Here is a 25,817-nt window from a genome sequence, read left to right on the forward strand (position 1 = left end):
AGGATGGTGGTCATCAGGCGGCCTTCCGGAAATCGGTGATGTCGAGATAGCGCGTCGCGACGGCTTCGCGAACCGCCTCGTCATGGAAGATGCCGACGATCGCCGAGCCCCGCTCGCGCGCCTCGGCGATCAGCCTGACCACGACGTCGCGGTTGCCGGCGTCGAGCGAGGCGGTCGGCTCGTCGATCAGCATGATCGGCGAGGGGTCGACGAAGGAGCGGGCGATGTTGACGCGCTGCTGCTCGCCGCCGGAGAAGGTCGCCGGCGCGAGGTCCCAGAGCCGCTGTGGCAGGTTGAGCCTTGCCAGCATGGCTTTCGCGCGCTCGGAGGCGTCCTCAGGCGAGACGCCGCGGGCGAGCAGCGGGTCGCGGACGATGTCGAGCGCCGAGACGCGCGGGATGACGCGCAGGAACTGCGAGACGAAGCCGAGCGTGCGGCGGCGGATGTCGAGCACGGTGCGCGGCACGGCAGTGACGATGTCGATCGGCTGCCCGCCATGGGTGATGGCGATGCGGCCCGAGGTCGGCCGGTAATTGCCATAGAGGATGCGCAGCAGGCTCGACTTGCCAGCCCCCGACGCGCCGGCCAGCACCAGCGCCTCGCCGGCGGCAACCGAGAAGTTGACATTGCCGAACACCGGCAGGCGGACGCCACCCTGATTGTGCAGGGTGAACTCCTTGGCGACGTTCTCGACGTGAATCATGGTGGTCATGGCTTCAATGCCTTGTGCCGGCGCGATGACGAGGATGTGACGGAAGCGAGCAGCCCGTGAAGGGCGCGGGGAACCCCTCTCCTGTAAGGAGAGGGGCAGGGGTGAGTTGTCGGCCCCGGGACCAGTTGAGCACCAACCTGACAGCGAACCAGCGGTGAGGTCGCTGCAAACCGTCAAACGGCCAACCCCTCACCCTGCCCTCTCCCTCCGGGAGAGGGTTCCCCGCGCCTTTGTGGTCGAAGGCCGTCATACGCTCAGCACCGCCGAGGTGAGCAGCTGCGTGTAGGCATGGTGCGGATCGTCGAGGACTTGGTCGGTCAGGCCCTGCTCGACGACGCGGCCGTCCTTCATCACCATCAGCCGATCGGTGAGCAGGCGCGCGACGGCGAGATCGTGGGTGACGATGATCGCAGCCAGCCCGAGATCGCGCACCAGCACGCGCAAAAGGTCGAGCAGCCTTGCCTGCACCGAGACATCGAGCCCGCCGGTCGGCTCGTCCATGAAGACCAGCTTCGGCTCGGAGACCAGCACGCGGGCGATCTGCAGGCGCTGCTGCATGCCACCGGAGAACTGGCGCGGCCGGTCGTCGATGCGGTTCTCGGCGATCTCGACGCGGGCGAGCCAGTCGAGCGCCTTCTCGCGAATCCTGCCGTAATGGCGGGCGCCATTGTCCATCAGGCGCTCGCCGACATTGCCGCCGGCCGAGACGTCCATGCGCAGGCCGTCGCGCGGGTTCTGGTGGACGATGCCCCAGGCGGTGCGCATCAGGCGGCGGCGCTCCTGTTCGGCGACCGAGTAGATGTCGAGCGGCGCAGGCCCGCCGCGGAACAGCACCTCGCCTTCGTCGGGCCGGTCGATGCCGGCAAGGCAGCGCAGCAGCGTCGACTTGCCGGAACCGGACTCGCCGACGATGCCGAGCACCTCGCCCGGCCAGAGATCGAAGGAGACCCCGGTGCAGCCGATGCGCTCGCCATAGAAGCGGCTCAGCCCGGAGACGGAGAGCAGCGGCGAAGGTTCGAGCGAAAGTTCCTGCGGATTGACCTGCATGTTCATGGCTTGGCCTCGTCCTCGACCAGATGCAGGGCCGAGGCGTCGGCGAGCATGGCGCCGCGATGCCCGGCCTCGCGCCGCGTCTCGCAATGATGGCTGTCGGAGCAGACGAACATGCGCCCGCCCTGGTCGTCGATCACCACCTCGTCGAGATAGCTGTCCTTGGCGCCGCAGAGCCCGCAGGGCTCTGCCCAGCTCTGGATGCGGAAGGGATGATCCTCGAAATCGAGGCTCCTGACGCTGGTATGCGGCGGCACCGCATAGATGCGCTTCTCGCGGCCGGCGCCGAAGAGCTGCAGGGCCGGCGACATCTGCATCTTCGGATTGTCGAATTTCGGGATCGGCGAGGGCGCCATCACATAGCGGCCATTGACCATGACCGGATAATCATAGGTCGTGGTCACCTCGCCGAAGCGGGCGATGTTCTCGTAGAGCTTGACCTGCATCAGGCCGTATTCGGCCCAGGCGTGCATCTTGCGGGTCTCGGCCTCATGCGGCTCGAGCTTCCGCAGCGGCTCCGGCTGCGGCACCTGGTAGACCATGATCTGGCCGGCCTTCAGCGGCGCCTCGGGGATGCGGTGACGGGTCTGGATGATCGTCGCCTCCTCCGTCGCTTCGGTCGTCCTGGCATCGGCAGTGCGCTCGAAGAAGCGGCGGATCGAGACCGCGTTGGTGGTGTCGTCGGCGCCCTGGTCGATCACCTTCAGCCTGTCGTCCGGGCCGATGATCGCGGCGGTGACCTGGATGCCGCCGGTGCCCCAGCCGCGGGCGAGCGGCATCTCGCGCGAGCCGAACGGCACCTGGTAGCCCGGGATCGCCACCGCCTTGAGCAGGGCCCGGCGGATCATCCGCTTGGTCTGCTCGTCGAGATAGGCGTAGTTGTAGGCCGGTCGGGCGGTTTCGCCGGCGGGCTTTTGATGCGCGTTCATTCCGCGACCTCCGGCAGGGGTTCGTCCTCGCGCGCCAGCCGTTCCGCCCGCTCCCTGCGGATGCGGCGGATCAGCTCGAGCTCGCCCTGGAAATCGACATAATGTGGCAGCTTCAGGTGCTCGACGAAGCCGGCCGCCTCGACATTGTCGGAGTGGTAGAGCACGAACTCGTCCTGCTGCGCCGGATAGTCCGCCGCCTCGCCGAACTCGCGGCATTTCAGCGCCCGGTCGACCAGCGACATCGACATCGCCTTGCGCTCGCTGTGCCCGAAGGAGAGTCCATAGCCGCGGGTGAATTGCGGGGGGACGTCCTTCGAGCCGGTGAACTGGTTGACCATCTGGCATTCGGTCAGGGTGATCTCGCCGAGATCGACGGCAAAGCCGAGCTCCTCCGGCACGAATTCGACCGAGACCTCTCCGACCCGGACCTCGCCGACGAAGGGGTGGTTGCCGCCGAAACCGCGCTGCACCGAATAGCCGAGGCCGAGCAGGAAGCCCTCGTCGCCGCGCGCCATCGCCTGCAGCCGGACATCGCGCTCGGCGGGGAAGGAGACCGGCTCGCGGGTCAGGTCGAAGGGGCGCGGATCGCCTGCGGGCGGGGCCTCTTCCTCCATCAGACCCTCGGCGCCGAGAATGTCGGGCACGCGCGGCATGAAGGCGTCGAGGGGTTTCGCGTCATGCCCGGGCTCGACCCGGGCATCTCCCGACGGATGAGCCCCGGAGTCGCTTTCTGGTCCCGAGATGGTCGGGTCAGGCCCGACCATGACGCGTGCTTCCTCCATCAGCGAAAAATCGAAGAGCCGGTGCGTGTAGTCATAGGTCGGCCCGAGCACCTGGCCGCCGGGCAGGTCCTTATAGGTCGCCGAGACGCGGCGGCGGATCGCCATCCTGGCCGTATCGACCGGCTCGGAGGAGCCGAAGCGCGGCAGCGTCGTGCGGTAGGCGCGCATCAGGAAGGCGGCCTCGATGGCGTCGCCCTGGGACTGCTTCAGCGCCAGCGCCGCGAGATCGGGATCGTAGAGCGAGCCCTCGTTCATGACACGGGCGCAGGCGAGGCCCATCTGCTCGCGGATCTGGGTCACGGCGAGTTCCGGCACGTTCTCGTCGCCGCGCCTGGCTTCGGCGACGAGATCATGCGTGGCGAGGATGGCGGCCTCGCCGCCCTTGACCGCGACATACATCGGCTAAGCCTCAAGGATTTGCGTCGAGCGCGGCAGGCCGAGCGCCTGTGTGCCATGGCTCAGGATCAGATCGACGCCGCACGGGTAGAGCGCGGCATTGGCTTCGATCTCGGCCCAGAAGCCGGGGCGCAGGCCGGACGGCGCGATCGCGCGGCTGCCGGCGATGCCGGGGCCTGCCAGCATGACGGCATCGCCGGCGGTCAGCGCCGCGCATTGCACGATCACCGTGGTCGAACGGTCGGGGAACTGGTCGTCGCCGGGGTTGAAGGCGGAAAGCAGCGGCGCCTTGAGCCTGCCGTCGATCACGGCAAAGGCTGCGGCGGCGGGATCCTCGACCAGCGCCGCACCGCAATGGAAGCGCAGCCAGGCGCCGGCCGGGCCGCCCTTCAGGGAGGGCGGCAGCCAGATCGGCGTCTCGTAATCGGCCAGCGTCAGCAGGGCGATGGCGGTAGCAGCTTCGAGGCCGGCGGGCGGTTGCAAGGCGCTGCCAATATCCTGCACGAGACCGGGCTCGGAAAGAGCCGTCAGCAGCGCCCGGAAGGCGGCCTGCGACTGGAAAACCGGGTCGGAGAAGCCGGCATGGATCTGGCTGTCGCTCTGCATCGTCACGCGCCCCTGACCAGGGTGAAGAAATCGACCTTGGTCGCCGCAGCCTTGCGCGAAGCGAGCTCGCGCGCCGCCTGCTGGCTTGCGGCGAGTGCGGCGATGCCGCGCCGCAGCGGGCCGGTTTCGCCCTCGCCTTGCAGCAGCGCTTCGGTGACCGCGGCGAGCCGCGCCTTTCCGGCATCGCGGCCGAGCGCGTAGGAGAAGCCCATCGTCCCGCTTTCGAGCCGGACGACGCAGCGCGTCACCGTCGCCTCGCCGAGGTTGAAGCGCCGCCCGGCGCCACCGGCGCGGCCCTCGACCATGACGGTGCCGGTTTCCGGCGCCTTGAGAACCTCATGGGTCGGCAGGGGGCGGGCCTGCTGCAGCAGCGCCTCGATCTCCTGCTGCGAGGCGCGGGCCAGCACGGCCATCCAGTGCTGCCGTTTCGCGGTTTCGTCCATCAGATGCGGGCCTCTCGCCAAGCGCTAATGTCTAGACTATTATGGGGTTGAACGTGAGAAAGGTCTATACATTTCAGATGAAATTTTCATGACGGACAGCGCCTCGGAAGGGCGGGCCGGCGATGGCGGGACGGCGTGGCGGCGGATCGCCGACGCGCTGGCGACCTCGATCGAGCAGGGCGAGTACCGGCCGGGCGACACGCTGCCGGCCTCGGTGGCGCTCGCCGAGCAGTATGGCGTGCACCGCCACACGGTGCGGCAGGCCTTCCGCCATCTCGCCGAATGCGGGCTCGTCACGGTCTCGCGCGGGCGCGGCACGCAGGTCACGGCGCCGCGCTTTCCCTACCGGATCGGCCGTCGCGTCAGCCTGCGCACTAATTTCGGCGCGGCCGGCATCGGAGTGTCGAGTTCGATGCTGTCAGCGACGATCGTGGCCGGCGAGCCGCAGCATTGTGCGACGCTGGGCCTCCCCGAGGGCACGCCGCTCTGGGCGATCGAGACGCTGAGCCGGGCCGGCGGCACGCCGGTCGGCACGGGCCTGCATTATCTCGAGGTCGAGCGCTTTCCGGGCTTCGATGCGATTCTCATCGAGGCGGGCGCGTCGATCACCGCAGCCTTCAAGGCCAGCGGCATTCCCGATTATGTCCGGCGCTCGACGCGGCTCGCGGCGCGGCCTGCGACCGAGCGCGAGGCGATGCTGCTCAAGCTCGAGCCGGGAGCGGCGGTGCTGCAGGCCCATGCGGTCGACGCGCTGCCGGATCTGACGCCGATCCATCTGATCTTCGGCGCCTTCGCCGGTGAGCGCATGGAGATGGTCGTCGAGCCGTTCGGGGATCTTCCTTCTCCCCTCGGGGGAGAAGGTGGCAGCGCGAAGCGCTGACGGATGAGGGAAGGACAGATGGACGACTGACTGGCGTGGCCGGTCGTCCTGCCCTCATCCGTCTGCTTCGCAGACACCTTCTCCCCCGAGGGGAGAAGGGAACGCTCAGAGCGCCCGCTTGCCGATGATGGCGAAGCGCAGCTTGCCGGAGAGGAAATCGATCGCCGTCACCGCCGCGAGGATCAGCAGGATCAGGAAGGAGACCTGCTGCCATTCGAGCGTGCGGATCGTCTCGGCGAGATAGAGGCCGATGCCGCCGGCGCCGACGATGCCGATGATGGTCGAGGAGCGGGTGTTCGACTCGATATAGTAGAGCACCTGGCTGGCGATGACCGGCAGCGCCTGCGGGATCAGCCCGAAGCGGATCTCGTGGAGCTTGCCGCCGCCGACCGAGGCGACGCCCTCGACGGGCTTGCGGTCGGAAGATTCGATCGCTTCGGAGAACAGCTTGCCGAAGGCGCCGAGGTCGCTGGTCATGATGGCGAGCATGCCGGCGAAGGGGCCGAGACCGACGACATTGACCCAGATCAGAGCCCAGATCAGCGCATCGACGCCGCGCACCGTATCCATCGAACGCCGCGCCAGGAAATGCACGACGCGGTTGGCGACGACGTTCTTGGCGGCGAGGAAGCCGAGCGGGAAGGCGAGGATCGCCGCCAGGATGGTGCCGAGGAAGGCGATGGCGATGGTCTCGAACAGCGCCTTGACGAAGATCACGGCGCGGGCGAGCGAGCCCGGATCGGGCGGCAGCATCAGCGCCACGAAGCTGCCGAGATTGGCAAAGCCGGCGATGATCTTCCAGAACGAGGTCTCGAGCGTGGTCAGCCCATAGAGGAAGAGCCCGATGAGGCCGCCGATGACGGCGAGCGTGACGAGGCGGGTCTTCAGCGAGCCGTCGATCGCCGCCTTGTGGCGGGTGACGAGGGCGGCGCGGTCGGCAGTCGATAGGGTGAGGCTCATCGGCCGTGGTCCAGGCTCAGCAACGCATGGCGCAGGCGCTCCGTGCCGTAGTCGATCAGCATCACCGTGACGATGATCAGCAGCAGGATGGCGCTGACATCGGTGAAGTAGAATTTGCGGATCGCCTCGATCAGGTCCTGGCCGATGCCGCCGGCGCCGACGAAGCCCATGATCGAGGCGCCGCGGACATTGATCTCGAAGCGCAGCAGCGCGTAGCTGGCGAAATTGGACAGGACCTGCGGTACCACGGCGAAGCGGATCACCTGCCACCAGCCCGCCCCCGTGGCGGCGAGGCCGTCGACCGGCTTCATGTCGATGTTCTCGACGACCTCGGAGAAGAGCTTGCCCATCGCGCCCATGGTGTGGATGGCGATGGCGAGCACGCCCGGCAGCGGGCCGAGCCCGAAGGCGATGACGAAGATCAGCGCGAAGACGATCTCCGGAACGGTGCGGCAGAATTCGAGATAGCGGCGCGTCGCCCAGCGCAGCCATCTGGAGCGGCCGAGATTGCCGGCGGCGGCAAAGCAGAGCAGGAAGCCGCCGACGGCACCCAGCACGGTGCCGACATAGGCGATCAGCAGGGTCTGCCAGAGCAGCTTCAACCAGCCGTTCAGGCCCCAGTACCATTCCTTGAGATCGGCGCCGAGCGTCGCGAGGCGCAGCGTCGGGATGGTCTCGAGGATGTATTTCGGGAAGCGCCAGGCGTTTTCGGCGAACTTCGCAAGGTCGACCTCCGAGCCGATCGCGGCGAGGAGGACACAGGCGACGAAGAGCGCCGCGCCGAGCAGCGTGCGCAGCCGCCTCGCGCCGATCTCGCGCCGGTAGAGAGCGGCATGGGCCGCGACGGCAGGGTCGTTGCGGTCGATCGCGAGGGTCATGGGTGGTTTTCCCTTGCCGCGTGAGGCGCGGGGAACCCTCTCCCATAGGGAGAGGGCAGGGTGAGGGGATGGCCAGCTAACCAGTTGGCGAGTTGGAGCCCTGAAGGGAGGACAACCGCGAAACGGCCTACACCTCACCCCTGCCCCTCTCCTTACAGGAGAGGGGGTCCCCGCGTTCAGCTCTGCAGGGCCGACCTGCTTACGAGGACTTCTTCTTGCGCAGCTCGTCGACGAACTTGTTGAGCTCGATGATCGGGTCGTAGGCCTTGTTGTCGACGGCGACCAGCGGGCCCTGCTTGCCTTCATAGATCTTGTCGAAGGCGGCCTTGTCCTTGCTCGCGATGTTGAGGACCGCGTCGCGGATCTTGGCCTTCAACTCCTCCGGCATGTCGGTGAGATAGGCCATCGGCGAGTTCACGATCTGCTCGGACTTGAAGATGATGCGGAAGTCCTCGGCCTTGGCCATGTTCTTGCGGACCATGCGCTGCAGGTTCGATTCCTGCTCGTCGTTCCACCAGTTGGCGACGATATCGACGGTGCCCTGCTGCAGGGCGATGATCGCGTTCTCGTGGCTGCCGGTATAGACGACCTTGCCGAAGAAGGTCTCGGGCTCGATCTTCATGCCGTTCAGGGCAAAGCGCGGGACATTGTTGCCCGAGGTCGAGTTCGGGTCGACCAGGCCGAGATTCTTGCCCTTCAGGTCCTCGACCTTCTGATAGGGCGAATCCTTCTTCACATAGAAGACCGAGTGATAGCCCTTGGTGCCGTCGAGATTGGTCTCGATGGCGAAGGCGTCGACCTTGGCGCCGGTCATGCGGGCGCGGGCGAAGGAGGATGGGCCATAGGAGGCGATGTGGATGTTGCCGGCGCGCTGGCCCTCGATGATCGCGGCATAGTCGTTGGCGATGCGCAGCGTCACCTTGGTGCCGAGTTCCTTGGCGAGATAGTTGACGAAGGGGGTGTAGCGCTCGGTCACGCCCGAGGCGTTCTCGGCCGGGATGATGGCGAAGACCAGCTCCGGATACTTGGCCTTCCAGTCCTGCGCCGAGGCATTCTGGGCGAACGCCGGGGCGGCGAACGTCGCGGCGAGGCCGGCGGCGAGCGTGAGGGTATGACGGCGGGTCGGCATGGGATGCTCCTTTGGACTGGCTGGTGGTCTGGGGTTAAGCGTTGCCGGCGGCGGGCCCGCTCAGGCGACGTTCTGTCTGGCGCGCCTGGCTTCGGAGCTGGCGATGGCGTCGAGCGCGTCGAGCGCCTCGGCGCCGGCATCCTTGGCCTCGATGCCGTAGAGCTCGGCCGCGATCGCGCCGGTCAGGGCGTGCGGTGGGCCGTCGAAGACGATCCTGCCGGCGGCCATGCCGATCAGCCGGTCGCAATACTTCGCCGCGATGTCGAGATGGTGCAGGTTGGAGATGACGGTGATGCCGTCCTCGCGGTTGATCCGGAACAGCGCGTCCATCACGATCTGGCTGTTGCGCGGGTCGAGCGAGGCGATCGGCTCGTCGGCGAGGATGATCTGCGGCTCCTGCACCAGCGCCCGGGCGATGGCGACGCGCTGCTGCTGGCCGCCGGAGAGGGTCTCGGCGCGCTGCGCCAGGAGATGACCCATATCGAGACGCTCGAGCGCGGCGATGGCGCGGATCTTGTCGTCCTGCGCGAAACTCTTGACCAGGGTCAGCGCGGCCGAGCGGTGGTTCAGCCGGCCGAGCAGGACATTGGTCAGCACGTCGAGACGGCCGACGAGGTTGAACTGCTGGAAGATCATGGCGGTGTCGCGCCGCCAGGCCCGCAGCGCGGCGCCGCGCAGGGCGGTGACGTCGCGCTCGCCGCTGAGGATGCGGCCGGCGCTCGGCTCGGAAAGCCGGTTCAGCATGCGCAGCAGGGTCGATTTGCCGGCGCCGGAACGGCCGATGACGCCGACCATCTCGCCCTTCGGAATCGAGAGGTCGAGATGGTCGACGGCGGTGTTGCCGCCGAAACGCTTGGTCAGGCCTTCGATGCGCAGCATCGCCGCTTCTCCTCGCATTGAGCGAGCGGAGCGGTATCGAGGCCAGATGACAGTGCCGTGACGCCGGGTCTGCCCGCTCAGGCGCCGCGCAGCAGGAGGTCGGCGCAGCCGGCGACATAGGCCTGCAGCGCCTCGGCCGGAGCCGGATCGACGCCGAGCAGGCCGCGCGCCTGATGGAAGCCGCGCAGCATGCCGACGAACTGCTCGGCGAGGACCGCGGCGCGCTCGCTCTCGACGTGCCGCGCGAAGCCATCACCGGATCGTGAACGCTCGACGATCAGCGCTCCGAGATCCGCCAGCATCCGGTTCGCGCCGGCCTCATAGGCCGCCCGGCCGAGCTCCGGAAAGCGCGCGGCGGCGTTGACGATCAGGCGGTGCAGATCGAGCGAGGCCGGATGCAGCATCATCGCCAGGGCGTCCTCGCCGAACCGGACGAGGATGCTGCGCAGGTCGGCGTTCTGTTTCAGCGGTTTCCGCAGCGGAATCGTCAGTTTTTCGGTCAATTCGGCGCAGATCGCCTTGAACAACGCCTCCTTGTCGGCGAAGTGGCTGTAGATGGTCTGCTTGGAGACGCCGGCACGCTGGGCGATCTGGTCGAGGCTGGCCCGGTCGAAGCCTTCGGCCAGGAACATCTCGGCGGCCGCCCGGGTGATCGCATCGTGCTTGCTCGGCCGCGATTTCTCCGCCGGCATCGACCTTGCTTCCGTCGTTGCGGGGAGTATACGGCCTTCGATCGACATTTCCGACATGCTTCCGCCTATTTGAGACCTTATCAAACTGGACCGTCCAGTCTAAGTTAAACACGCGGTACCGGAGCGTCCAGCCTCATGAAGCGTTTCTTCCTCCTTCTCCTGATCGTCGGGCTGGCGGGTGGCGGCTATTATGGCTACCAGAAGCACTTCCGCGCCGTCAGCCAGCCGGCGCAGGCGCATGCCGTCGCCAACCCGACTCCGGGCGTCCCGGTCGAGGTCGGCGTCGTCGAGCGCGCTACGGTGAACGAGGAGGTCGAGGCGCTGGGCACGCTGGCGGCCGACGAAGCCATCATCATCGCTTCCGAGATCGCCGGCCGGGTCGTGGCGCTCGGCTTCCGGGAAGGCGAGCGCGTCAGCAAGGACCAGGAACTGGTCAAGCTCGACACCGCGATCCTCGACGCCGAGCTCAAGCAGGCCCAGGCCGATCTCTCTTTGGCGCGCGACACCTATGACCGCAACCGCTCGCTGGTGCAGCGCGGCGCCGGCACCCAGGTGGCGCTGGAACAGGCGACGGCCCAGCTCGCCTCGCAGGAGGCCCGCGTCCAGCTGGTCCAGTCGAAGCTCGCCCAGGCGACGATCAAGGCGCCGTTCACCGGCGTGGTCGGGCTGCGCTCGGTCGGCGTCGGCGACTATATCTCGATCGGCAAGCCGCTGGTCGCGCTCACCAATATCGACCCGATCAAGGTCGATTTCCGGGTGCCGGAGATCTTCATGACCCAGCTCAAGGTCGGCCAGCCGGTGCAGCTCAAGGTCGATGCCGTGCCGGACCGGCCGTTCCTCGGCCAGATCTTCGCGATCGATCCGGTGGTCGACGTCAACGGCCGGGCGGTGCGCCTGCGCGCCAAGGTGCCCAATGCCGATCTCGTGCTGAAGCCCGGCCTGTTCGCGCGCATCACCATCGTGGTCGACAAGCGCGAGGGCGCCCTGATCGTCCCCGAGACCGCGGTGGTGCCGGACGGGATCGGCAAGATGGTCTTCATCGTCGAGAACGGCAAGGCGAAGCGCGTCCCGGTCGAGCTCGGCAAGCGCCTGCCGGGCAAGGTCGAGGTGGTGAGCGGGCTGAAAGCCGGCATGCAGATCATCACCGCCGGACAGATGCGCCTGCGCGAGGGCTCCGTGGTCGCGATCAAGCAGAAGAAGACCGTGCAGACGAGCGCGCTGCCGGGCGCCGCGCCGGGCAGCTTGCAATGAGCCTGTTCGAGCTCTTCGTCCGCAGGCCGGTCCTCTCGACCGTCCTCAGCCTGCTCGTCGTCCTGATCGGCTTCGTCTCCTATACGCGGCTGACGGTGCGCGAATATCCGAACATCGACGAGCCGGTCGTCTCGGTCCGGACCGATTACCGCGGCGCCAGCGCCGAGATCATCGAGACGCAGGTCACGCAGGTCCTGGAGAACTCGATCGCCGGCATCGAAGGCATCGAGACCGTCACCTCGACCAGCCGGCAGGAGCGCAGCTTCATCTCGGTCCGCTTCCGTCCGAGCGTCGACCCCGACGTCGCCGCTTCCGACGTGCGCGACCGCGTCAGCCGCGTGCGCGGGCGCCTGCCCGAAGAAATCGACGAGCCGGTCATCGCCAAGGTCGAGGCCGATGCCCAGCCGATCCTCTATCTCTCGCTGACCAGCAGCCGGCATTCGCCGCTGGAACTGACCGATTTCGCCGACCGCTTCATCGCCGACCGGGTCCAGAACATCACCGGCGTCGCCGAAGTGCGAATCCTCGGCCAGCGCCAATATGCGATGCGGATCTGGCTCGACCGGGCCCGGATGGCGGCCTATGCCATCACCGTGCAGGACCTCGAAGCGGCGCTGCGGGCGCAGAACGTCGAGATTCCTTCCGGCCGGATCGAGAGCAACGACCGCGAATTCACCGTGCTCTCGCAGACCAGCCTGACCACGCCGGAGCAGTTCCAGAAGATCACGGTCAAGGACGTCAACGGCTTCCCCGTGCGGATGAGCGACGTCGCCAAGGTCGAGCTCGGGGCCCGCGAGGAGCGCAACGCCGCCTGGTTCCGCGGCACGCCCTCGGTGACGATCGGCATCGTCAAGCAGGCGACGGCAAACCCGCTCGACGTCTCTTCCGGCGTCACCGCGGCCCTGCCAAGCATCACCGAGGACCTGCCGGACGGGATGTCGATCGCGACCTCCTACGACACCTCGATCTTCATCGACCGCTCGATCAAGGCGGTCTACACGACGATCATCGAGGCGGTCGTCCTCGTCGTCCTGATCATCTTCCTGTTCCTGCGCTCGCTCAGGGCGACGCTGATCCCGCTGGTCACCATCCCGGTCTCCCTGGTTGGCGCGTTTGCGCTGATGTATGCGCTCGGCTTCACGGTGAACACGCTGACGCTGCTGTCGATGGTGCTCGCCATCGGCCTGGTCGTCGACGATGCGATCGTCGTGCTGGAGAACATCCACCGCCATATCGAGAACGGCATGGAGCCGAACAAGGCGGCGATCCGCGGCATCAACGAGATCGCCTTCGCGGTCGTGGCGATGACCCTGACGCTGGTGGCCGTCTATGCGCCGATGGCGTTCTCGACCGGGCGCACCGGCAAGCTCTTCATCGAGTTCGCGCTGACCCTCGCCGGCGCCGTGCTGGTTTCCGGCTTCGTCGCGCTGACGCTGACGCCGATGATGTGCGCCAAGCTGCTGCGCCACCACGACTCGCATGGCCGCCTCTACAACCTGCTCGAGCGCGGCTTCCAGGGGCTGGCCGATGGCTATCGCCGCTCGCTGCGCCTGGCGCTGCGGGCCCGGCCGGTGGTGGTGGTGCTGGCGCTCTGCGTCGCCGGCGGCAGCTATTTCTTCTTCAGCAATCTGCGCTCGGAGCTGGCGCCGGTCGAGGACCGGGGCACGATCACCGCGATCGGCGTGGCGCCGGAAGGCGCGACCTTGTCCTTCACCGCCGATTATGCGCGCCGCGTCGAGGACTATCTCCGCAATATCCCGGAGGTCGAGACCTATCTCGTCATCGTCGGCTTCCCCGATGTGACGCGCGCCATCGCCTTCGCCAGGCTGAAGCCCTGGGAACAGCGCCAGCGCAAGCAGCAGGACCTGGTCGCCGAGCTCAACAAGGGCCTGTCGCAGATCCCGGGCATCCGCCTCTTCGCCACCAACCCGCCCTCGCTCGGCGGCGGCGGGGCGAACAGCAAGCCGGTCGAGTTCGTGCTGCGCTCCTCCGATTCCTATGCGGAGATCAAGGAGAACGTCGACCGGCTGATCGCCGAGGTCCAGGGCCATCCGGCGCTGACCAATATCGACAGCAACCTCATCCTCGACAAGCCGCAGATCAAGGTCTCGATCGACCGGCAGCGCGCCGCCGATCTCGGCGTCGGCGTCGACGTCATCGGCCGCACCATGGAGACGCTGCTCGGCGGCCGCCAGGTGACGCGCTTCAACATGAACGGCGAGCAGTACGACGTCGTGCTCCAGGTCGCCGGGCAGGACCGCAACACGCCGCAGACGCTGCAGTCGATCTATCTGATGGGCCGCGGCGGCGCGGTGGTGCAGCTCTCCAGCCTCGTCCAGATCGAGGAGAGCGTCGCGCCCAAGGAGCTGATCCGCTTCAACCAGCTGCGCTCGGCGACGATCACCGCGGTGCCGGGGCCGGGCTATTCGCTCGGCGACGCGCTTTCCGTGCTGGAGCGGGCTGCCGCCAAGGTGCTGCCGGCCTCGTTCCAGATCGACTATTCCGGCCAGAGTCGCGAGTTCAAGGAGTCGGGCACGTCGATCGCGCTCGTCTTCCTGCTGGCGCTCGGCTTCATCTATCTGGTGCTGGCGGCGCAGTTCGAGAGCTTCGTCGATCCCGTCGTGATCATGGTCTCGGTGCCGCTGTCGATGACCGGGGCGCTGGCGGCGCTGTATTTCACCGGCGGGACGATGAACGTCTACAGCCAGATCGGCCTGATCACCCTGGTCGGGCTGATCACCAAGCACGGCATCCTGATCCTCGAATTCACCAACCAGCTGCGCGAGGAAGGCAAGGAGATGCTTGAGGCGCTGGTCGATGCGGCGGAGCTGCGCCTGCGCCCGATCCTGATGACCACCGGCGCCATGGTGCTCGGCGCGGTGCCGCTGGCGCTGGCCTCCGGCGCCGGCGCCGAGAGCCGCTCGCAGATCGGCTGGGTCATCGTCGGCGGCATGACCTTCGGCACGCTGCTCACGCTCTATGTCGTGCCGGTCGCCTACAGCTATCTGGCGCGGGGCACGCACACGGCGCGCAACCTGCCCGAGGCGGCACACCCGCACCCGGCCGAATGAGCCGCCGCCGTCATTCCGGGGCGGCCGAAGGCCGAACCCGGAACCCATGAACACGATGCGGGTTCGATAAGGCTCTACGACGACAGTGCTTTTCCGCCCGGGGCGTGTTCATGGGTTCCGGGCTCGCTGCTGCGCAGCGCCCCGGAAAGACGCGGTGCTATTGCAGCCTGACCGAGACGCTCTCGCTGGCGCCGGCGGCATCGACCACCGAAATCCGCACGAAACCCTTGCCGGGCGGCTGCCAGGCCGCCTCGCGACGCCGGATCGGGCCGGTCACCGGCGCGCCGTCGACCAGCCAGGTGAAGGGCGCGACGCCGCCGGCGACCTTGAGGCCGAGCTGCGGCCGGCCGCCTTCCGGGGTGGAGGCGGAAAGGTCGATCCGGGCGCCCTCGGGCGGGAAGGCGAGCCTCAGCCCCGGCGTCGCCAGCGCCGCCAGGGTCTTCGGCAGGTCCTGGCGCAGATGGCGCAGGGGCGGCGGCAGGGTCGCGCTGGTCGCGGTGATCGTGCCGGGCGGCTGGACGAAGGGGCGCGGGTCGTGGCCGATGCGGGCGAAGGCGTCGAACAGGATCGGCGCGGCGACCGCGCGGGCGACCAGGCCGGGAACCGCGCCATTATCGGCCCGGCCGACCCAGACGCCGATCGTGTGCTTGCGGTCGAAGCCGACGGCCCAGGCGTCGCGGTAGCCATAGGAAGTGCCGGTCTTGTAGGCGAGCCGCCCCGGCGCGGCGTTGAGCGGCGGCGGGGCGCCGAGCAGCGTGTCGGCGACATACCAGGCGGCGACCGGCTCGACGAGGCGCAGCCCTGCCGGGCCCTCATCCTGAGGAGCGCCGTCAGGCGCGTCTCGAAGGACGGTTCCAGAGCGCTCTGGATCATCCTTCAAGACGCCGCTACGCGGCTCCTCCGGATGAGGGCCGAGGGATTTCACCCGGAGCGGCACGACCTCGCCGCCGCGCGCCAGCCCGGCATAGAGCCGCGTCAGGTCGAAGAGCGTGATGCCGAGACCGCCCAGCCCGATGGCGAGGCCGGGGGCGCCGCTGTCCTTCGGCAGGGCGATGGCGGCGCCGGTGCCCTTCAGCCGCGACAGGAAACGCTGCGGGCCGAACGCCGAGAGCAGCTCGACCGCCGGCAGGTTGAGCGAGAGCTGCAGGGCCCTGCGGGCGCTGACCATGCCCTGGAAGCCGAGGTCGAAATTCTCCGGCACATAGAGCCCGTAGCGGGTCGGCCGGTCCTCCAGCATGGTCTCGGGATGGGCGAGGCCGTTGTCGAAGGCGAGCGCATAGATGAAGGGTTTCAGCGCCGAGCCGGGGGAGCGCAGCGCCTGCGTCAGGTCGAGCGAGCCGGCGCGCCCGGCGTCGAAATAGTCGACGCCGCCGACCGAGGCGCGGATCTCGCCGGTCTCGTTGTCGACGGCGAGGATGGCGATCGAGACTTGCGGGCTCAGGCCCGCGGCGCGCTCGCGGGCGAGATGCTCGAGGCTGGCCTGCCAGCGGGCGTCGAGGGTCAGGCGATGGCTGCGGGCGGAGGGCGCCTCGGCCACGACCTGCTCGGCGGTATGGGGCGCCAGCGCCGGGAAGGGCCTTCGCGCGCTCGGGATCGGCTCCTCGCGCGCTGCCGCTGCTTCATCCGGCGTGACGATGCCGGCGGCCTCGACGCGGGCGAGCACGCGCTCGCGCGCCTTGCGCGCCGCTTCCGGAAAGCGATCGGGCCGGCGCAGCTCCGGCGATTGCGGCAGCGCCACCAGCAGCGCTGCCTCGGCGGTCGAGAGCCGCTTCGGCTCCTTGCCGAAATAGGCGAAGCTCGCGGCGCGCGCGCCTTCGAGATTGCCGCCGAACGGGGCGAGCGTCAGGTAGAGGTCGAGGATCTCCGTCTTGCCGAAGCGTCGCTCGATCTCGACGGCCCGCACTGCCTGGCGCAGCTTGGCGGCGAGCGAGCGTTCCCGGCGCGGCTCGATCAGGCGTGCGACCTGCATGGTCAGCGTCGAGCCGCCCGAGACGATGCGGCCATTGGCCAGCATCTGGCCGGCGGCGCGGACGATGCCTTGCGGGTCGATGCCGGCATGGCTGTCGAAGCGCTTGTCCTCATAGGCTTTCAGCATGGCTAGATAGCGCGGATCGACATCGGCCGCGCCGACCGGCAGCTTCCAGCGGCCGTCCCCGGTGAGGAAGGGACGCAGCAGCTTGCCCTCGCGGTCGAGCACCACGGTCGAGCGGTCGCCGGCGGCGGCGAGGTCGAGCGGGGGGAGGGTCGCGGCGTACCAGAGGAGGGTGGCGATAGCGGTGGCGCTGAGCGCGCTGGCTGCGACCAAAGCCTGCCGGAACCCCCTCCGGAACCGCGCGGCAGCCCTCCCTCCTTGTGGGGGAGGGTTTGGGAGGGGGGTGACTGGGTGACCGGCATTTCCGCTCTGCTCCTGTCCCGACCGCACGGCTGACTACCCCCCTCTCCATCTCTCCCCCACAAGGGGGGAGAGAGGCGCGCTGCTTGCGTGGCGAGAGCTCGGCATTGCCCTCACCTCGCCGAGCTGATCTCGACCGTGCCGAAGCCGGTGCGGCCGAAGCGGTCGGGCCGGTACATGTCCTCGATCACCGCCGCCGGCTGGACATAGCGGCCGGGCGAGACGGCCCGGGCGATGTAGGCGACGGTGAAGGAGAGCGGCTGGCTGCTGCCGCCATTGCGGGTGAAGGCGGCGACATAGCGGTCGTCGCGCGCCTCGGTATGGACCGGCGGAACCTCCTGCTTCAGCCAGTTCAGCCCCTCGACGGAAGCGCCCTCGGTCAGGTTGGCGTTCTCGATCTCGAGCCCGGCCGGGACCGGATCGACGAGCAGCAGCCGGCCATAGCGCAGCGCCGGCTCCGTCACCTTGAGGGCGACGACATAGCGCTCGTTCTGGCGCAGCCGCGACGGGTCGACCTTCTCGCCCTTCATGGTGAAGAGCGTGCGCTCGAGCGCAAAGCCCTGGTTCAGCGCCGGCTCCGGCGTGGTCGGGATGCCGGAGACGGTGATTACCGCATTGGCCGACGCCGTGCCCGGATTGCCGATCACCAGCGGCTTGCCTTCCAGCGCGGCGGCGGGAACCGTCCGGTAGAAGGCGCCCTTGCGCTCGCTGCCGTCGATGGTCAGCGCCATGCCTTCGGCTTCGCGCGCCATCGCGGCGGCGGCCATCGCCATCCACATGTTCTCCTGCGTCGAGGTGTAGCGCGAGGTGGCGCGGGCGTTCTCGACGATGCCGCTGGCCCGGGAGAGATCGGCCCGGTCGCCATTACTCTCGGCGATCAAGGCGAGCAGTGCCGCCCCGTCGCGCAGCCGCGAGCCGTAATCGGCGCGCGAGAGCCCGTCATCGCTGGTCTGCTGCAAACGGTCGAGCGCGCTGACGAAGGCGGTGCGGCCGCGGGTGCGGTCGCCGAGCAAGGCGAGCGCCGCGCCGATCTGGCCGCGGGCGAGCGGCGAGGCGAAGTCGGCGAGCTTGTTGTCGGCGAGATAGCGCAGGTCGCCCATCACCGGCCGGCCGTTGCGGGCGAGGACATAGAGCGCATAGGCGATGCCGGCGGCCTCCTCCTTGTTGATCTCGCTGGTGTTGACGACCTGGTTGCGCAGGCGGTCGAGCGCCAGGTTGAAGGCGATCTGCGGCACGGCGAACTGGCGCTCGCGGGCCCTTGTCAGGAAGTCGGTGACGAAGGCGTCGAGCCAGAGATCGTCGCCGCCGACGCTCCACAGGCCGAAGGAGCCGTTGCCGTCCTGGCGGGCGAGCACGCGCTCGATCGCCGCCGTGACGCGCTCGTCGGCATTGCCGTCGAGCGCCAGCTGTTCCATCGAGGCGAGCCGGTTGACGACCAGCAGCGGCAGCGCCCGGCTGATCGTCTGCTCGGTGCAGCCATAGGGGTAGCGGTCGAGCGCCTTGAGGATCGCCGGCACGTCGAGCGCCGCGACCGGCGAGACCGAGACCGAGACGGCGCCTGAATCCGGCACGAGGTCGGCGAGCAGGTCGGCCGAGACGGTGAGCGAGCCGCCGCCGGGAATCGGCCGCACGATCCGGCGCGCGATCGTCTGCGTCGAGGGCTGCACGCGCACGGCGAGGTTCTGCACCGTGCCGATGCCGCCCGGGCCGGTGACCTTGACGTCGAAGCTGGCGCGGCCGAGCCCGGCGGCGGTGACCGGGATCGTCAGCGAGCCCTTGGCGCCGGCGGCCAGGGTCATCGTGCTGCGGGTCGCATCGGCGCCGACGACGACCGGCCCCTTGACGTCGAGATCGACGAGATAGGAGCCGGCCGGCCCCTCGACATTGTCGATCTGCAGGTGGAAGCGCGACTGGTCGCCGAGCGCCAGGAAGCGCGGCAGCGTCGCCTGGGCGACGAGCTGGTCGCGGACGAAGACGTCGGCGCTGGCCTCGCCCGTCCGCCCGGCCGACCAGGCCACGGCCATGACGCGGACCGAGCCGTTGAAGGCCGGCAGCTCGAAATCGACCTTGGCGGTGCCGTCGGGGCCGAGCTTGACCACGCCGGAATAGCGCGCCAGCGGTTCCTGGGTCGGCGCCTCGCCATTGAGCTGCGGAGCCTCATCGCCGCCGGAGCGGATGGCGCCGCGCACGCCCTGCATGCCGTCGATCAGATAGCCGTAGAGATCGCGCAGCTCATGACCCAGCTGGCGCTGGCCGAAGAAGTAGCTGCTCGGATCGGGGCTCTCGAAGCGGGTCAGGTTGAGGATGCCGACATCGACGGCCGCGACCGTGACGAAGGCCTCCTCGCCGGCCCTGGCGCCCGTGACCTTGATCGGCAGCGACAGGGTCGAAAGCGGGCGGACGAGGCTGGGCGCGTTGAGGTCGATGGCGAGCTTGCGCTCGTCCTTGCCGACGCTGAACCAGCTGAGGCCGATGGCGCGGCCGGGCATGCGCTGCGCCGCCTGGTCCATCGGGCGATGGGCGAGGGCGACGAGATAGGCGCTGGCGCCCCAGTCCGACTTCGCCGGCAGCGTGACGGTCGTCCCGGAGGGCGAGACATCGACGGTGCGGATCTCGTTGACGCGATCGCCGAGCACGGCGAGCGTCGCCCTGCCGGTGAAGCGCGCGGTCAGCCGCACCTGCATGCTCTCGCCATCGGCGTAGGCCGCCTTGTCGAGCGCGACATCGAGCACGTCGGGCTGGTCGGCAGTCTTGTCGGTCTCGTAGCCGACGTTGAAGGAGACGCTGGTCTCGGTCGCGTCGGCGCCGTCGGCGCTGACGTCGAGCCGGTAATTGCCCCATTGCACCGGCGCGGCGATGCGGGCCGGTGCGTTCTCGGCCACCGCGATCTCACCATCACTGACGCGGCGCGTCGACTTCACGCCCTCATAGTTCCAGCGTCCGTCCTGATAGAACCACTGATAGTTGCGGGTGACCTTGGAGAGTGTCCACTTGACGCCCTGCCGGCCGATCCGGCGGCCGTCGCCATTGGCCATGATGACCTCGAAGGTCGCGGTCTGGCCATTGCCGAGCTCGCCGTCCTTGAAGGTCTTGCGCACGCCGATGGCGGCGCCCCTGGGCACGATCGGCAGGGTGACGGAGCGGGCGATGGCGCGTCCGCCGGGCTCGCCGGCGCGGATCGTCAGTTCGACCTCGAGCGGGCGGTTGGCTTCCGGTTCGGCGACGGGATTGACGATCGTGACCTTGCCGTTCGCATCGGTCCTGGCCGTCTCCTCGAACTCGGATTGCTGCGGTTCGAAGGCCTCGTCGGTGAGGCCGACCTCGTAGCCGGCGAAACCGGGGATCGCGCTCTGGCCGGCGGCGCGCACCGTCATCGAGCCGGTGACGTCGAGATCGGAGCCCGGCGCGCCGTAAAGATAGCGGGCGTTGACGTCGATCTCGGCCGGCTCGCCGGCCTGCAGCACCGGCTTCTTGGCGGCGAGCGTCAGCTCGAGCCGCTCGGGGACATAGTCCTCGACCAGGAAGGAGACCTCGCCGATCGCGGCGCCCTTCGGGTCGGCATAGGCCTGGACGCGCCAGGTGCCGGTCTGCGCGCCGGAGATCAGCGGGATCGAATGGCTGCGTCCGCCGGCGCCCTGGTCCTCGACCTGGCGGCGGCGGTATTCGACGCCGTCAGGGCGCTTGACCACGAGCGTCAGCGGCAGGCCGGTGACGGCGGCACCCTTGGCGTCGCGCAGCAGCGAGGTCAGGTAGACCGTCTCGCCCGAACGGTAGACGCCGCGCTCGGTGTAGAGATAGGCGTCGAGGCCGACGGGGGCGACGCGGCCCTTGACGCCGCGATCGGAGAGATCGAACGCCGTCTGCTTGAGATCGAGGAAGCCGTAATCCTCGGCCAAGGTCGCGGTGACGAGGCCGGGCGCATTGCCGCCCTGGCCCTTGCCGAGCGCGGCATCGAAGCGGGCATAGCCGTTGGCGTCCGATTTGACCGTCGCCAGCACCTCGTTGTTGCGGGCGACCAGGCGCAGCTCGGCATTGGCGACGGGGGCGGCGTCGGCGAGCGAGCGCACCAGCACATGCACGCCGTCGGGGCCGGAGAAGCTCGTCAGGCCGAGATCGGAGACGACGAACCACTGCGTCGCCCTGGTCGAGCCGTCATAGCCGTAGTCGTCGTCCGAGGGGCTCACCGCCTTCCCGTCGGTCGGCTTGGCGAACATCACATAGACGCCGGGCTGGAGCCGGCCGACCGCCTCCATGACCGGGAAGGCGGTGGTGACGTCCTTGTTGAGCTCGGACTTCACGTCCATCTGGCCGGACCAGACCTTGGCGCCCTTGTCGGCCGCAATCTGGCTGGCGTTGTAGCTGCCGAGCTGGCTGAGGAAGTCCTCGGAATGGACCGAGTTGATCAGGTTGCGGTCGCCGATGCGCATGACCTCGAGATCGAGCTTGTCGGCATTGACCGAGACCACCGGCACGCCCTGCTGGCCGGTGCGCGGCAGCACGTAGTTCTTGCCGGTGAAGCGCACGGACGGGGCGCGGTCGCGGACATAGACCTCGTAATCGGCGGATTTCAGCAGCTTCTCGTCGGGCAGCGCGGAGGGCACGCCCTGGCGGATGACGAAGGCGTAGCGCTCGCCATGGCGCAGCCCGTCGACGCAGAGCTGGCGGTCCTCGGCGCTGACGGCGAAGTCGCCCTTGCCGGTGACGGCGACATAAGGGGCGAAGTCGACGCGGCCGCGCGCCAGCGGCTCGGAGAAGATGAAGCAGGCGCGCGGGCTCGCCGCGTCCGAATCGACCTTGTTGCCGGTGAGGCGGAAGCCGCGCTGGGCGCGCAGCGCCTCGTAATCGCTACGCAGGGAGGCGTTGTCGGCGATGTCGAGGCTGAGCCGGTAGCTGGTCAGGGCCGGGCGCCAGAGCTCGTTCTTCTCGAAGACGCGGGCGAGCACGCCGAGCGAGGTCGCCTCGTCAGGGCGCGAGCTCGAGCGCTGATAGGCGAGATAGGCGGCGCTGATCGCCCGCTCGCGCAATTCATAGCGTTCGCGATAATCGCGCGGCTCGATGCCGCTCGCGGCCTGCGCCATCAGCCGCCAGCCGGCGGGGTTGGCGGGCTCTGCGATCGCCGCCGCGTTGGCGAGCGGCAGCGCGGCGCGGGCCTCGCCGCGGGCGATCGCCGCATTGCCGTCGCGCAGCAGGGTCGCGAAGGGTCGCTGGCTCGCCCCGACCTCGCGCTTCAGCCGCTCCTCCAGCCGCTGGCCGTCGCTGGCGAGGTCCGGCCTGACATAGGCCTTCTGGGCGAAGGCCGGCGCCGCGGCGACAGCGAGACCGAGGAGGAGGGCGAGACGGGCGAGGAGGGTCATGGCTCGGTCTCCGGGAAGGCATGCGGCGCAAAAATGGCAGCGGCAGGCGTCGGCGCGATGACGTGTCGTGGCGTCGCGGCCGAAACGAAGCTACCACCGGGCCCGGCCAGCGCAACTCGCCCGGCCGGGCCAACCGGTACGTTTGGCCGGGTCTGAGCGGTTTTCGCCGCCCTGGCTCTGATCCGGGCTCTCGGCCCCGCCTTTGCGCCTTGCCCTGGCCCTTGCCCTCTTGCCTCGGCGGCAGCGCTCGCGCTGAATAGCGCGCCAGCCGGCGATGCCGACGCCGGCTCGAAGGGGAGGTCGTCTTGATCCGTTTCCGGTCGATGTCCGGCCTCGTCCTCATGCTCGTCCTGCTGCAGGGACCGGCGCTGGCGCAGCGGCGCGCTGCCGATCCGGCCCTCGCCGTTGCGACCCGCCTCTTCGAGGAATTGCCGGAGGCCGAGCGCAAGGCGATCCAGTCCGACCTGATCTGGACCGGGCATCTCAACAGCGCCGCCACCGGCAATTTCGGCCCGCTGACCTTCCGGGCCGTCAACGGCTTCAAGGCCGGTCGCGGCGCGCCCGACGGGCGGTTAAGCCCGGCCGAGCGGCAGGAACTGGCGCGGCTGGCGCGAATTGCCCGCGAGGCGGCGGGGTTCGCCATCGTCACCGACGAGCGCACCGGCGTGCGCATCGGCATTCCGCAGAAGCTGCTGCCGAAGCGCGAGGCGACGCCGTCCGGCGGCAGCCGCTGGCAGAGCGCCGATGGCAGGATCACGCTCGATGTCAGCGCCGGGCCGCAGAGCGAACCGCTGGCGGCGGCGTTCGAACGGCAGATCGCCGTCAATCCGAACGTGCAGCGCCGGATCACCTACAAGCTGCTGCAGCCGAATTTCTTCGTCGTCGCCGGCGAGACGCCGGGCGGCAGGTTCTTCCGCCGGCAGGAAAGCGCGCCGGCCGGCCTGCGCGGCTTCTCCGTCGGCTATGACAAGGCGGTGGCGGCGACCTTCGACAAGGTCGTGACCGCGATCGCCGACAGCTTCGAGCCGTTCCCGACCGGGCCGGCGCCGGCAGCGCCCTCGGCCAGCCCGGCGACAGCAACCGCGCCGCCGCCCGTCGCCACCGAGCGCTTCGGTGTCGGGCTCGTCGTCGCCCCGGATCTGGTGCTGACGGCACAGGCTTCGGTCGAGGCCTGCAAGGGGCTGAAGGTCGGTGCACGACCGGCGAAGCTGCGGCTGCAGGACGCGCCCAGCCGGCTTGCCCTGCTCGATGTGCCGGGCCTCGTGGCCCAGCCTGGCCTGGTCCTGCGCGAGACCGCGTCGGAAACGGCCGAAGCGGTGGTGGTGCTCGGCTTCGACGGCGCCGGAGCGGCGCGCGCCGCGGTCGCGCTCGCCGGGGAGCTCAAGGGCGACGGCGTCCAGGTGCCGCTGCAGCCCGGCGGCGCGGGCAGCCCGGTCTTCGACAGGCAGGGACGGCTCGCCGGGCTGGTGACCGCCAATCCTTCCGAGAAGTCGCTTGTCGCGGGCGTCGCGCCGCAGCGCAGCCATGCGATGGCGGGTGCCACGGCGCTGCAGGCCGTGCTCGCCAGGGCCGAGGCGAAGCTCCCGGCCGCTTCCGGCGGCGATGCCGGGCTGAGCACCGGCGCGATCGTGGAGGCGGCGGGCAAGGGCGTGGTCCCGATCGCCTGCGCCCTGTAAGGTCGTCGCGCGCCGTCGGCGCATCCTGGGCGCATACTGCATGCAAAGCTGTTGCCTCAGCGGCCGCAATCGGTTCTGATGGCGCGCGAAGATCAAGACGACCCCGCTGCGCGCGGAGAAGCCGTCATCTTCTAAATCGATTGAAGTGGAGGAACGCTATCGTGGACAAAATCAGCAGACGCACAATTCTGAAGGGTGCGGCGGTCGCCGGCGCCACCGGCCTGATCGCGCGGCCCGCGCTCGGCCAGGCGCAGTGGCCGACCCGGCCCCTGACGATGATCTGCCCCTGGGGCGCCGGTGGCGGCACCGATGCGACGGCGCGCATCGTCGCGCAATTGCTGGAGAAGGACCTCGGCCAGCCGGTCAACGTCGTCAACCGCACCGGCGGTTCGGGCGTGGTCGGCCATTCGGCGATCGCGACCGCGGCGCCCGACGGCTACACGGTCGGCATGCTCACGGTGGAGATCACCATGATGCATCACCAGGGCCTGACCGACCTGAAGTCGACGAGCTATACCGCGCTCGGCCTGATGAACGAGGATCCTCCGGGCGTGCAGGTCAGCGCGGCGAGCCCCTACAAGGACATCAAGGCGCTGGCGGCGGCGATCAAGGCGGCTCCGCCCGGCAAGCTCAAGGCGTCGGGCACCGGACAGGGCGGCATCTGGCATCTCGCGCTGGTCGGCTGGCTCGTCGCCATGGGCCTGAAGCCCGATCATGTCGCCTGGGTGCCGTCGAACGGTGCGGCGCCCGGCATGCAGGATCTGGCGGCCGGCGGCGTCGACATCGTCACCTGCTCGGTGCCGGAAGCGCGCGCCATGATCGATGCCGGCAAGGCGAAGTCGCTCGCCATCATGGCGACGGAGCGCAACCCGCAATTCAAGGACGTGCCGACCCTGAACGAGACGCTCGGCATCAACTACTCGGTCGGTGCCTGGCGCGGCATCGGCGGCCCGAAGGGACTGCCGGCCGACATCCAGGCCAAGATGACCGCTGCCCTGAAGAAGGCCTTCGACTCGAAGGAATACAAGGACTTCATGAACTCGCGCGGCTTCGGCATGAAGTTCGCCGACGGCGCCGGTTTCGCCAAGTTCATGGCGGATGGCGACGTGGCGATGGCGGCCGCGATGAAGGCGGCCGGACTCGCCAAGGCCTAAAGTCCAAGCACCTGCGCACCGGGGCCGCCGGCCGGCGGCCCCGGTGTTCGCATCTTTCGAACATCCATGCGCGTGGACCTACTCGTGACACCACTGAACGACCGTATCACCGGGGGCGCCATTGCGACCCTCGGCGCCGTCGCCTTCTTCTACGGTTCGAAACTGCCGCCGGTGCCCGGCCAGCAGGTCGGCCCCGCGGCCTTCCCGATGGTCGTCGGCGGGCTGCTCGTCCTGTGCGGGCTGCTGATCGTGCTCGGCGTCGGTCGGCATTTCGAGGAGGTGGCGGAGGCCGACCTCGCCAGCCATACCGCGCCGGAATATCTGGAACCGCTGCCGGCCTGGCGCGCCTGGCTGGCGCTGCTGCCGCCGGCGCTGGTGATCTTCTACGCCCTGGTCTCGGAGCGGCTGGGTTTCCTGCCGACGGCGGGGCTCATGGTGCTGACGGCGTCGCTGGCCTTCGGCGCCAGGCTCAAGCTCGCCGTGCCGCTGGCGCTGATCGCGCCCTTCGTGATCAACATGATCTTTCTGAAGCTGCTGCGCGTGCCGTTGCCCGGCGGCCTGCTGCCTTTCCCCTGGTGAACCG

Annotated in this window: 19 protein-coding genes; 6 read left to right on the top strand and 13 right to left on the bottom strand. The window is 69.0% G+C overall.

Annotated features, from left to right (window positions below; all coding sequences use genetic code 11):
* Positions 1-13: 13 nt before the first annotated feature.
* The 6 genes from phnL to phnG form a co-directional block, all read right to left on the bottom strand.
* Entirely contained in the window at positions 14-712 is a 699-nt protein-coding gene (gene phnL, locus V6M56_RS05185) for a phosphonate C-P lyase system protein PhnL (protein WP_332681846.1), read from the bottom strand.
* Positions 713-958: 246 nt separating this feature from the next.
* Positions 959-1,759 carry a phosphonate C-P lyase system protein PhnK gene (gene phnK, locus V6M56_RS05190; RefSeq protein WP_332682036.1) on the bottom strand — a complete coding sequence of 267 codons (801 nt, stop codon included), beginning with the start codon at positions 1,757-1,759 and terminating at the stop codon, positions 959-961.
* 2 nt (positions 1,760-1,761) lie between these two features.
* Complete coding sequence (locus V6M56_RS05195) at positions 1,762-2,691, bottom strand: alpha-D-ribose 1-methylphosphonate 5-phosphate C-P-lyase PhnJ (RefSeq protein WP_332681847.1); 930 nt, start codon at positions 2,689-2,691, stop codon at positions 1,762-1,764.
* Positions 2,688-3,872 carry a carbon-phosphorus lyase complex subunit gene (locus V6M56_RS05200; protein ID WP_332681848.1) on the bottom strand — a complete coding sequence of 395 codons (1,185 nt, stop codon included), beginning with the start codon at positions 3,870-3,872 and terminating at the stop codon, positions 2,688-2,690. The genes V6M56_RS05195 and V6M56_RS05200 overlap by 4 nt, the downstream gene beginning before the upstream one ends.
* 3 nt (positions 3,873-3,875) lie before the next feature.
* Positions 3,876-4,475: a phosphonate C-P lyase system protein PhnH gene (gene phnH / locus V6M56_RS05205; protein ID WP_332681849.1), complete on the bottom strand. Its 600-nt coding sequence runs from the start codon at positions 4,473-4,475 to the stop codon at positions 3,876-3,878.
* A gap of 2 nt (positions 4,476-4,477) precedes the next feature.
* On the bottom strand, positions 4,478-4,918 hold the full coding sequence (phnG, locus tag V6M56_RS05210) for a phosphonate C-P lyase system protein PhnG (protein ID WP_332681850.1): 441 nt from the start codon (positions 4,916-4,918) through the stop codon (positions 4,478-4,480).
* Between the two features lie 88 nt (positions 4,919-5,006).
* On the opposite strand from phnG, the gene phnF reads away from it, so the two are divergent.
* Positions 5,007-5,798 (top strand): phosphonate metabolism transcriptional regulator PhnF, encoded by a 792-nt coding sequence (gene phnF / locus V6M56_RS05215; RefSeq protein ID WP_332681851.1) that lies wholly within the window; start codon positions 5,007-5,009, stop codon positions 5,796-5,798.
* 105 nt (positions 5,799-5,903) lie between these two features.
* Here phnF and phnE (V6M56_RS05220) read toward each other — a convergent pair whose 3' ends face one another.
* The 5 genes from phnE (V6M56_RS05220) to V6M56_RS05240 all read right to left on the bottom strand — a co-directional run bounded on the left by phnE (V6M56_RS05220) (position 5,904) and on the right by V6M56_RS05240 (position 10,336).
* A complete protein-coding gene (gene phnE, locus V6M56_RS05220) occupies positions 5,904-6,758 on the bottom strand; it encodes a phosphonate ABC transporter, permease protein PhnE (RefSeq protein WP_332681852.1) in 855 nt (284 codons plus the stop codon).
* Positions 6,755-7,636 carry a phosphonate ABC transporter, permease protein PhnE gene (gene phnE / locus V6M56_RS05225; RefSeq protein ID WP_332681853.1) on the bottom strand — a complete coding sequence of 294 codons (882 nt, stop codon included), beginning with the start codon at positions 7,634-7,636 and terminating at the stop codon, positions 6,755-6,757. The genes phnE (V6M56_RS05220) and phnE (V6M56_RS05225) overlap by 4 nt, the downstream gene beginning before the upstream one ends.
* A 199-nt stretch (positions 7,637-7,835) precedes the next feature.
* Positions 7,836-8,765 (bottom strand): phosphonate ABC transporter substrate-binding protein, encoded by a 930-nt coding sequence (gene phnD / locus V6M56_RS05230; protein WP_332681854.1) that lies wholly within the window; start codon positions 8,763-8,765, stop codon positions 7,836-7,838.
* 60 nt (positions 8,766-8,825) lie between these two features.
* Positions 8,826-9,644 (bottom strand): phosphonate ABC transporter ATP-binding protein, encoded by an 819-nt coding sequence (gene phnC, locus V6M56_RS05235; RefSeq protein ID WP_332681855.1) that lies wholly within the window; start codon positions 9,642-9,644, stop codon positions 8,826-8,828.
* A 77-nt stretch (positions 9,645-9,721) separates the two neighbouring features.
* Positions 9,722-10,336, bottom strand: coding sequence for a TetR/AcrR family transcriptional regulator (locus V6M56_RS05240; RefSeq protein WP_332681856.1), 615 nt, complete (start codon positions 10,334-10,336; stop codon positions 9,722-9,724).
* A 135-nt stretch (positions 10,337-10,471) separates the two neighbouring features.
* Between V6M56_RS05240 and V6M56_RS05245 the strand changes: the two genes are divergently transcribed.
* Together V6M56_RS05245 and V6M56_RS05250 are read left to right on the top strand one after the other, a co-directional pair.
* Positions 10,472-11,587 carry an efflux RND transporter periplasmic adaptor subunit gene (locus V6M56_RS05245; RefSeq protein WP_332681857.1) on the top strand — a complete coding sequence of 372 codons (1,116 nt, stop codon included), beginning with the start codon at positions 10,472-10,474 and terminating at the stop codon, positions 11,585-11,587.
* Positions 11,584-14,658, top strand: a complete 3,075-nt coding sequence (locus tag V6M56_RS05250) for an efflux RND transporter permease subunit (protein WP_332681858.1) — start codon at positions 11,584-11,586, stop codon at positions 14,656-14,658. Before V6M56_RS05245 ends, V6M56_RS05250 begins: the two co-directional genes overlap by 4 nt.
* A gap of 157 nt (positions 14,659-14,815) precedes the next feature.
* On the opposite strand, the gene pbpC is transcribed toward V6M56_RS05250, so the two are convergent.
* Together pbpC and V6M56_RS05260 are read right to left on the bottom strand one after the other, a co-directional pair.
* On the bottom strand, positions 14,816-16,963 hold the full coding sequence (gene pbpC, locus V6M56_RS05255) for a penicillin-binding protein 1C (protein ID WP_332681859.1): 2,148 nt from the start codon (positions 16,961-16,963) through the stop codon (positions 14,816-14,818).
* Positions 16,964-17,163: 200 nt separating this feature from the next.
* Positions 17,164-22,404, bottom strand: coding sequence for an alpha-2-macroglobulin family protein (locus V6M56_RS05260; RefSeq protein WP_332681860.1), 5,241 nt, complete (start codon positions 22,402-22,404; stop codon positions 17,164-17,166).
* A gap of 305 nt (positions 22,405-22,709) precedes the next feature.
* Here V6M56_RS05260 and V6M56_RS05265 point away from each other — a divergent pair, with 305 nt between their 5' ends.
* The 3 genes from V6M56_RS05265 (at position 22,710) to V6M56_RS05275 (ending at position 25,813) form a co-directional block, all read left to right on the top strand.
* Positions 22,710-24,080, top strand: a complete 1,371-nt coding sequence (locus V6M56_RS05265; RefSeq protein ID WP_332681861.1) for a serine protease — start codon at positions 22,710-22,712, stop codon at positions 24,078-24,080.
* 161 nt (positions 24,081-24,241) lie between these two features.
* Positions 24,242-25,234: a tripartite tricarboxylate transporter substrate binding protein gene (locus V6M56_RS05270; RefSeq protein WP_442881086.1), complete on the top strand. Its 993-nt coding sequence runs from the start codon at positions 24,242-24,244 to the stop codon at positions 25,232-25,234.
* 84 nt (positions 25,235-25,318) lie between these two features.
* The gene (locus V6M56_RS05275) at positions 25,319-25,813 is read left to right on the top strand and encodes a tripartite tricarboxylate transporter TctB family protein (RefSeq protein WP_332681862.1); all 495 of its coding nucleotides are present in this window, start codon (positions 25,319-25,321) and stop codon (positions 25,811-25,813) included.
* Positions 25,814-25,817 lie beyond the last annotated feature (4 nt).

Origin of the sequence: Allobosea sp. (assembly GCF_036675845.1) — a bacterium.
GTDB lineage: Bacteria > Pseudomonadota > Alphaproteobacteria > Rhizobiales > Beijerinckiaceae > Allobosea.

What these genes read in the sequence shown, in the direction of transcription:
- phnL (WP_332681846.1), bottom strand. Translation starts at nt 712, where the DNA reads ATGACCACCATGATTCACGTCGAGAACGTCGCCAAGGAGTTCACCCTG.
- phnK (WP_332682036.1), bottom strand. Translation starts at nt 1,759, where the DNA reads ATGCAGGTCAATCCGCAGGAACTTTCGCTCGAACCTTCGCCGCTGCTC.
- V6M56_RS05195 (WP_332681847.1), bottom strand. Translation starts at nt 2,691, where the DNA reads ATGAACGCGCATCAAAAGCCCGCCGGCGAAACCGCCCGACCGGCCTAC.
- V6M56_RS05200 (WP_332681848.1), bottom strand. Translation starts at nt 3,872, where the DNA reads ATGTATGTCGCGGTCAAGGGCGGCGAGGCCGCCATCCTCGCCACGCAT.
- phnH (WP_332681849.1), bottom strand. Translation starts at nt 4,475, where the DNA reads ATGCAGAGCGACAGCCAGATCCATGCCGGCTTCTCCGACCCGGTTTTC.
- phnG (WP_332681850.1), bottom strand. Translation starts at nt 4,918, where the DNA reads ATGGACGAAACCGCGAAACGGCAGCACTGGATGGCCGTGCTGGCCCGC.
- phnF (WP_332681851.1), top strand. Translation starts at nt 5,007, where the DNA reads ATGACGGACAGCGCCTCGGAAGGGCGGGCCGGCGATGGCGGGACGGCG.
- phnE (WP_332681852.1), bottom strand. Translation starts at nt 6,758, where the DNA reads ATGAGCCTCACCCTATCGACTGCCGACCGCGCCGCCCTCGTCACCCGC.
- phnE (WP_332681853.1), bottom strand. Translation starts at nt 7,636, where the DNA reads ATGACCCTCGCGATCGACCGCAACGACCCTGCCGTCGCGGCCCATGCC.
- phnD (WP_332681854.1), bottom strand. Translation starts at nt 8,765, where the DNA reads ATGCCGACCCGCCGTCATACCCTCACGCTCGCCGCCGGCCTCGCCGCG.
- phnC (WP_332681855.1), bottom strand. Translation starts at nt 9,644, where the DNA reads ATGCTGCGCATCGAAGGCCTGACCAAGCGTTTCGGCGGCAACACCGCC.
- V6M56_RS05240 (WP_332681856.1), bottom strand. Translation starts at nt 10,336, where the DNA reads ATGCCGGCGGAGAAATCGCGGCCGAGCAAGCACGATGCGATCACCCGG.
- V6M56_RS05245 (WP_332681857.1), top strand. Translation starts at nt 10,472, where the DNA reads ATGAAGCGTTTCTTCCTCCTTCTCCTGATCGTCGGGCTGGCGGGTGGC.
- V6M56_RS05250 (WP_332681858.1), top strand. Translation starts at nt 11,584, where the DNA reads ATGAGCCTGTTCGAGCTCTTCGTCCGCAGGCCGGTCCTCTCGACCGTC.
- V6M56_RS05260 (WP_332681860.1), bottom strand. Translation starts at nt 22,404, where the DNA reads ATGACCCTCCTCGCCCGTCTCGCCCTCCTCCTCGGTCTCGCTGTCGCC.